The organism is Saccharibacillus sacchari, from assembly GCF_037722395.1.
Taxonomy (GTDB): domain Bacteria; phylum Bacillota; class Bacilli; order Paenibacillales; family Paenibacillaceae; genus Saccharibacillus; species Saccharibacillus sacchari_A.
In genome coordinates this window covers 366,805-377,799 of record NZ_JBBKAR010000056.1, presented here as the reverse complement: position 1 = coordinate 377,799, position 10,995 = coordinate 366,805, and the positions used below count along the sequence as shown (strand labels likewise).

Here is a 10,995-nt window from a genome sequence, read left to right as displayed (position 1 = left end):
TCCCATTTGCTTCGTCCTGCGATACTTCCGTGTTTTGCTTTTTGGCTACATCTGTCTTCATCTTCACGTTTCCCCCTTTTGATTCGATTTCGGGTACAGTCTTCGTTTTCCGTCTGACTCAGCGTCTGTCCCCGCTAATCGAAACAAAAAAGCCCTCCCCGGGACACAGCCTGCGGAAAGAGCTTGATCTGGACGCACGCCAATGAAAGCCCAAATTCTGCTTAAAAAAGCGAATGGACTAAAAATCGGCGTACGTGCGTGGAGCGCTCTTTCCGCGAAGAACCGGACCGGCATCGGGTCTGCGAGGCAGGTCTCCTGACTCACGGGCTGCCCGACATCGGTATGGAGGCCTCGGTTGCGCCCGCCAATACGATGACGAATCAGATGAACCGGAATCCGCCTTCTCGCACGCTTGCGGCGCGCAATGGCTGTTGGATTCCACCCGTGTTACAGTGGCGGGACCGTGCCGGACTTGCACCGGCTTCCCTTTTAACCCAAGCGGCGATCCGAACTTTGGCGATTCATCGAAAGTTCGGTTCAAGGCGTGTTTGAAAACTCAACGACGTGCACCTTTTACCGCCTTTTCGCCCGCACCGGCGTCACGGTTTCTTGACGTGCCCCGGCACGACTGCGAAACCCTTCCTTGTTGCGAGCGAAAATTCGGCAAAATCTGCTTCCTTCGGAGTTTTCAAACACGCCCTAGCCGCTTGGGACCTCGGCAGCTGTACATTTATGAAATCGTGAAGGTCCATTTGCGGAACCTCGTCCCCCGATTATATTAGATTGCCGCCGGACGCACAATACAGACAGCTAGTAGCTTGTCTTGCTTTAATCCGGGGTTTGCGCTTTCCTGAAACGTGCATGGTTCTAGTACGTTTCAGGAAAGTGTAACCCTACATTAATTCGAGACAAGATGCTAGGCATAAATCGCATAAAAAACCGTTTTGCGCCTCTCCTTCTGTTCGGAGTCCCGCAAAACGGTTTTTGTAACGATTTTCAACAATAGGGTAACAGCGTCCGCTCCATGTGGCTACTTGCGCATATTTTGAGTGTCTTTGAGCCTGTTTTGCTGGTCTTGCATCTGATCCTTGGTAGCCTCGATTCCTTCAGGAACTGACTTCCCCGTTCCCTCCACCTGATTCTCCACAAAACTTCTCAACTGTCCGCCATGCTCGTTTTCCTTTTTCCGGTCAAGCAGTGCTTTAGCCTTTTCGTCCATTTGTGTTCAACCTCCTATGCGTCGTCCGCTTCTCGCGTCCATCGCGTATTGGTGTTGGGTGAAGATAGTTATGTATTACCCTACCGTATCTATTCAAATCAGAAGGTTCTGTTGAGTGGGACAAAGTGCTGGGGAATGGTTTACAATGATAAAGGCGAATCAATAGCTATACCGAATCCTTATCACTTTGTCAAAACGGGAGGCCATATCATGCTTTTTATCGACAATCAGGGCATTAACGATCCGCGGATCAACCTGGCGATCGAAGAATTCGTTCTGCGCCATCTTCCGATGGACGGCGACAGCTACTTGCTGTTTTACATCAACGAACCGTCGATCATCATCGGCAAGCACCAGAATACGGTCGAAGAGATCAACGCGGAATATGTCAAAGAAAACGGTATCCATGTCGTGCGTCGTTTGTCCGGCGGCGGCGCGGTCTACCACGATCTGGGCAACCTGAATTTCAGTTTCCTGACCCAGGATGACGGCCAATCGTTCCATAACTTCCGCAAGTTCACCGAACCGATGACCGAAGCGCTGCGCGAATTGGGCGTCGAAGCGGAATTGTCGGGTCGCAACGATCTTCAGGTGGGCGAAAAGAAAATCTCGGGCAACGCCCAATTTTCCACGCGCGGACGCATGTTCAGCCACGGCACGCTCATGTTCGATTCCGAGCTGGACAACGTACATTCGGCGCTGAAAGCCAACCCTGAGAAATTCAAGTCCAAAAGCACCAAGTCGGTCCGCAGCCGCGTCGCCAACATCTCGGAGTTCATGAACGAGAAGCTGACGCTACAGGAATTCAAGGACAATATTCTGCGCCACATTTTCAAAGTCGAGCCGAACGAAGTCCCGCAATACGTACTGACCGAAGAGGATTGGAAAAAGATTCACGAAATTTCGGAAGAACGTTATCGGAATTGGGATTGGAACTACGGGCAGTCGCCGGAATATAACGTCAAGCACGCGAAAAAATTCTCGGTGGGCATCATCGACCTGCGTATGGACGTGAAAAACGGACATATCGAGGACATCACCATATTCGGCGATTTCTTCGGCGTCGGCGACGCGTCCGAAGTAGCGGATCTGCTGCGCGGCAAACGTTACGAGGAATCCGAGATTCGCGCGGCGCTGGACGGCGTGAACCTGAAACATTATTTCGGCAATATCGAGACAGACGACTTCGTCGGACTCGTATTCCTGGAAGATTAAAAAAATACAGACAGAAACAGGAGAGAAACCATGACTTACAAATTGATTGCGATCGATATCGACGACACGCTGATTAACGACGACAAACAGGTAACGCCCGCGACTCAAGCGGCTTTGGAGCAAGCGGTAGAAGCCGGAGTGGTCGTAACGCTCGCCACCGGACGCGCTTACGCTTCCGCCAAGCAGCTCGCCGCCCAAACCGGATTGAACGTCCCGATTATCACGTATCAAGGCGCGTTGGTGAAAAACTTGCTCGACGGCAAAGTGCTGCTGGAACGCCACGTTCCGGTCGAAGCGGCGCTCAAATTGGGCAAATACTGCCTGGAACACAATCTTCACCTGCAAACGTATATCGACGACAAGCTGTACGCGCGCGAAGAAAACGAAAAACTGGTCGCGTACGCCCAGTTGAACAATACGCGATTCTATCTGGAGCCTGATTTCGAAAAGCTGTTCTCGCAGCCGACTCCGAAAATGCTGATCATCGACGATCCGGCATTCCTTGACGAACTGGCTCCGAAGCTGCACGAATTGCTTGGCGACCAAGTGCATATCACCAAGTCCAAGCCGCATTTCCTCGAAATCATGCACCGCGAAGGAACAAAAGGACATGCGTTGGCTTTTCTGGCGGACTACTTCGGTTGCACGCTGGAAGAATGTATCGCGATCGGCGACTCGTGGAACGATCATGAGATGCTGGAAGCCGCAGGCCTTGGCGTAGCGATGGGCAACGCGATCGAGCCGCTCAAAGCGATCGCCGACTTCATCTCGACGAGCAACAACGAAGACGGCGTGAAAGTCGTGATCGATAAGTTCGTGCTGAATAAATAGACAAAAGTCCGCAAGCCTGTTGCTTGCGGACTTTTGCTGTCTAACGGTTCTCAACGGTTTCGCGTCAATGAATACTGAACGAGTGGATCGGTCCCCCGTCGTATTCATAGCGGAACACGAGTGAAGCGTTGTTCCAGCGGTAGATCATCGCGTAACCGCCTTCCAAGTCATCCTCGTATTCTTCTTTCGGGGCTCCCAGCCATTCTTTGACTTGATGAGTCCGCATGAACGTTCCGTTCAGCTGGGTAGTCAACTCGCCAACCCGTGCATGGGCAGGGATTTTGCCCTGGTTCATGTAATCGTTGAACCCGACCCACAAGTTGCCATAACCGAAATAACCGCCCCACTCGCCGTTTTCGACGGTTTTGGGGCTACCCATGATCGAGCGCACCTGTTTTTCCGTCATGCCAATCTTCACTTGGGGTTTGTCGCGAAGCACATGCTTCAAGGCAGACTGCTTGATCGAATCAAGCAGCGCGTGCGAACCTTGTCCGGTAGGCCAAGCATTGGACGGCGCATACAAATCGTCGATATGCCGAAGTTTCAACTGCTTGAGATCCAGCTTGTAGATATCGAACCGGTAACGGCCCGAGGAATTGTCGTAAACCCGTGTCTGTATCCGATCGCCGCTTAATCCTCTCATCGCGTTTTTTTGAGCAGCTGCTGTTTCTTTGCCCCAAACTTTGCCGTTTCCGTCAGCAATACTGAGAGAATGCAACGTCCCTCCGGTAATCGCAAAACCGCGAATAAGATTCACGTTAGAGCTTGCCGCTTCGGACAGAAATAACAAATCAGGCCGATTTTTACCGTCCCCCGGCAACCGGAAACTTTCATTGCGCGTGGCGTTGAAGAAGTCGAAATTCAGGTTGATATTTTGTACGCTTCCCGTCTTTTGCCCGTGTTTCAACAATGCCGCTCGGTACGTGCCCGAATAAACGACATCTCCTACGTTTGCTCCAGCCCAGGCTCCTTCCTGCGTCGTTAAAGTTTTTTTCTCGTCGGTTGCGAACAAATATAGCGTATATAACTGCTTTTTTTCATCCCGCATCGGAAAATACAAACGGCTGATCGATTTCAGCTTGGTTGCATCGATCGTCGTGCCTGCCGCTTCCGCCTGTCCGGCGGGCCAAAACGCAGCCGTAGACAACACGAGAATCAAGCTCAATAACAGCGCAAGTCCCCGTGTGCTTTTCTGATTTTTGCTATCCGTTGAATACAACGCATAACTCGCTTTTCGGTCTGTCTTCATTCTGTTTCATCCTCTCTTTATCGACTTGCGATCTTTCTCTAACCTACCAGCTTACCATATTCGTACAAATCAGAAGTATATATTTATGCAAAAAAAGCCCGAAAGCGATAAGGGCGCGCTTGAACATACACCCTAGTCTTCCGGACTTGCTGGTTCTATGCCGTATCATTTATTCCTTCCATGACGCTGCCATTACGGGGACATCGGGCTGCTTTTGCCTTTTCGCCCGCCGTACAGACGGATTGCCCAAGCTACAATGGCCCAGCCGAGACTCACAGCCATCAACGGGAACATCGCCAATAACGGAATATCGATCATCGCTCCGATATAATCGGGATTGAACAGCTGATAAATCCATCCCGGTAAAGTTGCCAAAAGACCGATCGCGAGCAAAACGCCGCAGCTGATCCAGGCACGGCGCGAGAAACGCATCGCTGCGGCGATCAGAGCCAGCAAAACGAGCAGCTCCGCTATCCATATCAAACGAAACAACGGATCGGGAAACGCTTCGGCAGGGTTAATTAACCACATCGCCTCTTCTCCCCTTCCTTAGAGTCAACTATTATGTTTTCTCAAAAAATCCCGGATACCCGCGCAGCTTGCTTAACGCTTCCACGAAGAAATAATCGCCGTAAATAATCGGAACATTCAGATGACGGCGCTCCGGGTAATGGACGGTCCCTTTTACCAACAGCCCTTCTTCGTGATCCGGCGTTGAAAAGTTCCGATACAAACCGTGCAACAAGCTCGATGCCGTTTCCCGGAAAAAGGCTCCACGGGACGAATGGCGAGCCAGCTCCAGCAACCCGCTTGCCGTAATGGCCGCTGCGGACGAATCCCAGGCGACACGATGGTCTTCAGTCGCGCGGAAATCCCACACCGGAACAATATCCTGACCAAGCTGCTGCAAGAAAAAGTCCGCGATACCTTCGGCAGCCGCTAAATACTGAGGCTTGCCCGTGTATCCGTAAGAAAGGGCAAACCCGTGCAGCGCCCAGGACGTCCCGCGTGCCCAAGCCGAGCCTTCCGCAAATCCCTGACCGCCATGCTCCGCAAGCTTCATTCCCGTCTCCGGATCAAATTCGATCGCATGGCACACAGAATGATCATGCCGGACAAAATGCTTCAGCACCATATCCGCATGCAGCATCGCGGCTTGTTTGAAACGCGGGTCGTTGCTTTCTTCCGATGCCCAGTATAAAAGCGGCAGATTCATCATGCAGTCGATAATCGCCACGCCGCGCGTATCCATATTCCGTCCTTCGAAGTTCCACGCCCGGATAAAATGACCTTGCACGTTGAAGCGCGCCAGAAGCAGGTTCGCTGCCAACAGCCCGCGACGGCGCGATTCGCGATCGCCATGCAATTTGTAGTTCGCCACGCCTGTCGGCAGCCACAGAAACCCGAGATCATGATCGACCTGTTCCGGATCGCGCAGCACCTGCTCCAACTGCCGTTCGCATTCGTCCGCGATTCCGCGCAGCCGTTCGTCCGCCTGATCTTGTTCGATCAAACGCAAGATTCCCGGCCAAAATCCGGCTGTCCACCACGCCGGGGATTCTTGATCATAACGACCGTTCGGTGCGGCGTGCGGAAAAGAAGCTCCGATTCGCTCAGCCAGCTTTTCCGTTTTTTGCAGCATATGCCGCCAAGCCTCGTCTATCCACGAATCGCTCGATAAAGCGGAGGCTTCGGATTGAGGCGGCATGGATCTGCCGAGCATACGCGGGTCTACTTCTCCGATGGTCGTACCGATATGAGCATCCGGACGTTCGCCAAACGAATCATGAGGCGGCATGGCTTGCTGTTCGTTGGAAGAATCGTCTCTGAGATTCGTCGCTTCTTCCAGCGTCTTCCCGGCCGATTGTTCTTTTTGGCCCATTCCGCTTACTCTCTGTCCGGGGTCGGTCGATCAAACGATTGCCGACTCGCGTCTTCTTGGTCGTGCTCGTTTTTGAAAGCTGCCGCCGCTTCCTGCATACGGGGATCGACTTCTCCCGACGTCGTGCCTTCATGCGAGTCAGGTCGTTCGCCGGGAGGCGTTTCTTTTTCGACATGGGTAGGGTGCATCGAACCATCGTCTCTGAGATTCGTCGGATTGTCTTCCGTCGGGTCCAATCTTTCTTCCAAAGGATCTGTAGTGTTTTGATTGTTCTTCTCGTATTCGCTCATGATTATGTCCCTCCGTAAATTGGATTGAATTGCGCCTTCATTTCACCAACTTCACCCGAAGCCCGGTTCTGGCTGCCGATACATGCGGAGGAAGACCAGGCAACCGATTCAGATCGACGTCATGCGACATATGGGTATACATCGCGCGCTTCGGTCGAACCTCCTGTAAAAGCTCTGCCGCTTCGCGCATATCGTATACCGATCTCGTCGAATACTCTGCATCTTCTTGCACAAAGCTCGTTCCAAGTACCAGCAGATCGGCATTGCGCATAGGCTGGATCTCCTCTGCGGACAAGCCGATCGAGTCGGGACAGTACACCCAGGAGAAGTTTTCTTTTTCTAACCTATATGCATACGAATACCCGTTCTTGCCGTGATTGACCCTCCAATTTGCAATCGACCAACCGCCCAGTGTCAAATCGGACTCGACTCTGATCAGCTCCAAATTGCGTTTCAGCCACGGATAACGGTCGGCAATCGCTTCCAATACTTCGCCAGGAGCGTAAAGTTTGCCCCGCGTTTCTGTCCACCGGCACTGATCCGCCCACTCCGGCAGCCCGCCGATATGATCGAAATGCGGATGCGTGACCAAAATCGTATCCACGGTGCGAATCCCTCTGGCTTCCATCTGCACCCGCCAATCCGGACCGCAGTCGATCAAAAACCGGTTCTCGCCAGCCTCCACCGATACCAGCGAGCGCAATCTCCGGTTGAGTCCAGTCGTTCTCGCCTCCTCGCACACGGCGCATTCGCAATAAACCCGAGGAACCCCCATCGCATCCCCGGTCCCCCAAAAAACCAACTCGTCTTCCGCCATCCTTCTCACCTTTCCGCTACGTGTTGTGTGTTATTCCTCAAAATTATAACCCAAAAAGTCCTATTCGTTGAATGAACAAAAGGGCTGCGGCTGCGGAAAAAATTCGTTCGCGATGCTGTCTCACGCAGAAAGCCTTCGGCTTTCCGCGTTCAAAGGCATCGCTCACTGAATTTTCCCCTCCGCCTCCGGTGTTTGTTCTGAAAAAGAATAGGACGTTTTTTGGGGGTTGTGGAATAAAAAAATTATAATGAACCAAGAAAAACGTCGGGTTTGCAGTGTAAGTGCAAACCCGACGTTTTTAAAATATCGTTTAACATGCTATTCTCTACTCTTTTTTCCCTTCCCTAAAAAAACCACCGCGGGCGATCAACGTACCAGGCTGGGTGATTTCGAATTGAGCGACTTTCGGCTTTCCGCAAGGAAAACGAGCATAAGCGAAAGTCGAAATCACCCAGCCGCGCCCAACGCTCAGATCCCCCGCATTCAGATCCCCGCCAATACCTGATACCAGACCCCGCGTTTCGAATAAAGCGTTTCTCTCACTTCGCTCCATCCGCCCAAGTAACCGATATCGAACAGTCCCGGCGGCACAGGGTAATCTTTTTCAAACTTCGCGTACACAGCCGGATCGGTAGGCCGGAAGCCGTTTTCCGCGAATACCTGTTGGGCTTCCGCTGACCACAGGAAATCGAGAAACGCTTCCGCGACTTCGCGCGTGCCGTGTTTGTCTACGTTGGCATCGACGACAGCGGCCGGATTTTCGATCAGGATCGTATCGTCCGGCACGACCACTTCATACTTGGCGCCCTGCTTGATCCGCGCGACCAGTTCATTTTCATAGGTTACAAGCGCATCGCCTACGCCATATTCGAACGCCGCCATGGACGCGCGTCCGCTTTTATCCAAAGACTCGATATTGGCGTGTACGGATTCCAGAAACTTTTTGGCAAATGCAGGATCCTTTTGTCCCGTCTCCCGTTCCGATTCTTTCAGACCGGCTCCGTAGATCGCATTGATATCCCATTGCGCGCCGCCCGACGTTTTCGGATTCGGGTAAAGCACTTTGACGCCTGGCTTCGCCAGATCCGCAAAACTTTTAATGCCGAGCGGATTGCCTTCGCGCGTACCGATTACGGCGACCGAACGGGTAATCATGCCGCCGTCCGGCTTTTCTTTCCAGTTCTCGTTTACCAGTCCGGCTTTGGTCAGCTTGTCGATATCGCCTTCGAGCGACAACAGCGTCACATCGGCTTCGAAGCCTCCGACAATCGCCCGGGCCTGCGTGCCTGACGCTTCGTATGATTCCTGAAACGTAACGGTCTGACCGGTTTCTTCTTTCCACTTTTTCTGAAACAGCGGGATGATGTCCTGCACCGAGTCTTTCACCACGCTGTACGCGCCGATGACCAACGTCACATCGCCCTGCTGCGTGGTTCCTCCGGTGCTTTCTGCTGTGCTTTCGCCCGAGCTGCAACCAGCCAGCAGGGAACCGAGCAAGGCCAAAGACGCCGCGACAGCAGGCCAGCGTTTACGTTTGCCGATCCGTCGCTTCTCGGCCTTTTCGCCATATTCGTATCCATGTTGCATCTTTTCACACCCTCGCCTAATGAGTTGCTGCCGCAATCAGATCATCATGGACATCGGATCGACTTTGAAGCGGTTTTCCGCGATCCAGCTACGCTGTTCGTTATACAGATAAGCCCGATGCACCATCACGCGAACCGGATCGCCGACCTGCAAAGGTTCTTTTTCCAGCGAACGGTACGTAATCAGCTTTTGGTCGCCGACCTGTACTTCGACCAGCCATTGACTCCCGCGAAAATGCAGATGTTGCACGACGCCTTCTTCGGTTGCGGATAGCAACGGGAACTCGCTTGGACGTCCAACCTCTACATATTCCGGGCGAATCAAGGCTTTTGTTCCCGCCGTTTCGGCAGCGCGATCAAATCCGTGAAGCTTCACGGCGTGCTCTACCTGCGTCGATTCCCCGATAAACGAAGCGACAAAAGGCGTAGCCGGTTCTTTGTAAATGTCCCACGGCGTCCCCTTCTGCTCGACCTGACCCTGGCTGATAACCATGATCTCGTCGGCCACCTCGATCGCTTCATCCTGGTCGTGCGTGACGAAGATCGACGTGATGCCCACACGTTCGATCAATTCCCGCAGCCATGAACGCAGCTCTTGCCGGATTTTGGCGTCGATCGCCGCGAACGGCTCGTCGAGCAGCAGCAATTGCGGCTCCGGCGCAAGCGCCCGGGCAAACGCCACGCGCTGACGCTGGCCGCCGGACAACTGCTGCGGGTAACGCTGCTCGAATCCTTTTAACCCGGTCAGCTCGACCAATTCCATGACACGTTCACGGATTTGCGCTTTCGGCGTTTTTTTCACTTTCAGGCCGTACGCGATATTTTCGAATACCGTCATATGCTTGAACAGCGCGTAATTCTGGAAAACGAAGCCGATGCCACGCTCCTGCGGCGGAAGCTCGTTGACCCTTTTGCCGTGAAAAAGAATCTCGCCCGCGTCCGGACTTTCCAGTCCCGCCAGCATCCGCAGGATCGACGTTTTGCCGCCGCCGCTCGGGCCGAGCAGGCCAATCAAATGCCCTTTTTGAATATCGAACGAGACGTCTTTCACCGCATGGAAACTGCCGAAATGCTTGTCGAGTCCGCGGACCTCCACATGCTGCATATTAGTGCACTTCCCTTCTTTTCTTCGTCCATTCCATCAACAGCAGCAGACCCGCCGAGAACGCGGCCAAAACCAGCGCGATTCCTCCGGCGGCGGCGATATTGAAGTTCTCCACGTCCTGATACACGAGCGTCGTCGCGGTCTGCGTGCGGTTGATAATATTGCCCGACACGACGAGCACCGCGCCAAATTCGCCCATCGAGCGCGCAATCGTCAACACAGCGCCATACGCCACTCCCCAGCGGATCGACGGCCAGGTCACGCGGCGGAACGTCGTCCACCCGTACGCACCCAGCGTCGCCGAAGCCTGCTCCTGATCGTCGCCGATTTCTTCGAGCACCGGCATGATTTCGCGCACCATTAACGGAAACGTCACGAACAGCGTCGCGATGACCATTCCGGGAAACGCGTAAACGATATTGATCCCGATCTTGGCGAAAAAAGCACCTATCGCGGTATCCGGTCCCACAAGCAGCACGATCATCAAGCCGCCGATGACGGGAGACACGGCGTACGGCAGATCGACGATACTGTTCATCACGCTGCGCAGCCTTCGGCCGAGCCATTTTCCGCGTACGAGATACAGCGCAGTCATGATGCCGAATATCCCGTTCAGCACCGTGACGCACAGCACGACCAGTCCCGTCATCATCAAGGCATGCAGCGCTTCGGGACGGCTGATTGATTCGACGAAGCCCGACCATCCGTCAGCGAACGCGCTTTGCGTCATTTTGACCAACGGCGCGACCAGCAGCACGGCAAAGACGAGATAAGTGAGGACGATCCATAATTTTTTCATGA

11 protein-coding genes and 1 riboswitch are annotated in these 10,995 nt (G+C 53.4%); of the genes, 2 read left to right on the top strand and 9 right to left on the bottom strand.

What is annotated here, in order from left to right:
• Positions 1–288 precede the first annotated feature (288 nt).
• A riboswitch (cobalamin riboswitch) is annotated at positions 289–531 on the bottom strand.
• 499 nt (positions 532–1,030) lie between these two features.
• Positions 1,031–1,219: a hypothetical protein gene (locus WKI47_RS23020; RefSeq protein ID WP_340229516.1), complete on the bottom strand. Its 189-nt coding sequence runs from the start codon at positions 1,217–1,219 to the stop codon at positions 1,031–1,033.
• Positions 1,220–1,429: 210 nt separating this feature from the next.
• On the opposite strand from WKI47_RS23020, the gene WKI47_RS23015 reads away from it, so the two are divergent.
• Both WKI47_RS23015 and WKI47_RS23010 read left to right on the top strand, forming a co-directional pair.
• On the top strand, positions 1,430–2,434 hold the full coding sequence (locus tag WKI47_RS23015; protein WP_340229515.1) for a lipoate--protein ligase: 1,005 nt from the start codon (positions 1,430–1,432) through the stop codon (positions 2,432–2,434).
• 30 nt (positions 2,435–2,464) lie between these two features.
• Positions 2,465–3,265, top strand: a complete 801-nt coding sequence (locus tag WKI47_RS23010) for a Cof-type HAD-IIB family hydrolase (protein ID WP_340229514.1) — start codon at positions 2,465–2,467, stop codon at positions 3,263–3,265.
• Positions 3,266–3,329: 64 nt separating this feature from the next.
• Here WKI47_RS23010 and WKI47_RS23005 read toward each other — a convergent pair whose 3' ends face one another.
• The 8 genes from WKI47_RS23005 to WKI47_RS22970 form a co-directional block, all read right to left on the bottom strand.
• A complete protein-coding gene (locus tag WKI47_RS23005; protein ID WP_340229513.1) occupies positions 3,330–4,514 on the bottom strand; it encodes a hypothetical protein in 1,185 nt (394 codons plus the stop codon).
• 192 nt (positions 4,515–4,706) lie between these two features.
• Complete coding sequence (locus tag WKI47_RS23000; RefSeq protein WP_340229512.1) at positions 4,707–5,045, bottom strand: hypothetical protein; 339 nt, start codon at positions 5,043–5,045, stop codon at positions 4,707–4,709.
• 31 nt (positions 5,046–5,076) lie between these two features.
• Positions 5,077–6,222 carry a glycoside hydrolase family 88 protein gene (locus WKI47_RS22995; protein WP_340229718.1) on the bottom strand — a complete coding sequence of 382 codons (1,146 nt, stop codon included), beginning with the start codon at positions 6,220–6,222 and terminating at the stop codon, positions 5,077–5,079.
• A gap of 179 nt (positions 6,223–6,401) precedes the next feature.
• Positions 6,402–6,686 carry a hypothetical protein gene (locus WKI47_RS22990; protein ID WP_340229511.1) on the bottom strand — a complete coding sequence of 95 codons (285 nt, stop codon included), beginning with the start codon at positions 6,684–6,686 and terminating at the stop codon, positions 6,402–6,404.
• Positions 6,687–6,723: 37 nt separating this feature from the next.
• Positions 6,724–7,503 (bottom strand): MBL fold metallo-hydrolase, encoded by a 780-nt coding sequence (locus WKI47_RS22985; RefSeq protein WP_340229510.1) that lies wholly within the window; start codon positions 7,501–7,503, stop codon positions 6,724–6,726.
• Between the two features lie 483 nt (positions 7,504–7,986).
• Entirely contained in the window at positions 7,987–9,090 is a 1,104-nt protein-coding gene (locus WKI47_RS22980; protein ID WP_340229509.1) for a sulfate ABC transporter substrate-binding protein, read from the bottom strand.
• A 36-nt stretch (positions 9,091–9,126) separates the two neighbouring features.
• Positions 9,127–10,194 carry an ABC transporter ATP-binding protein gene (locus WKI47_RS22975; RefSeq protein WP_340229508.1) on the bottom strand — a complete coding sequence of 356 codons (1,068 nt, stop codon included), beginning with the start codon at positions 10,192–10,194 and terminating at the stop codon, positions 9,127–9,129.
• 1 nt (position 10,195) lies between these two features.
• A complete protein-coding gene (locus tag WKI47_RS22970; protein ID WP_340229507.1) occupies positions 10,196–10,993 on the bottom strand; it encodes a sulfate ABC transporter permease subunit in 798 nt (265 codons plus the stop codon).
• Positions 10,994–10,995 lie beyond the last annotated feature (2 nt).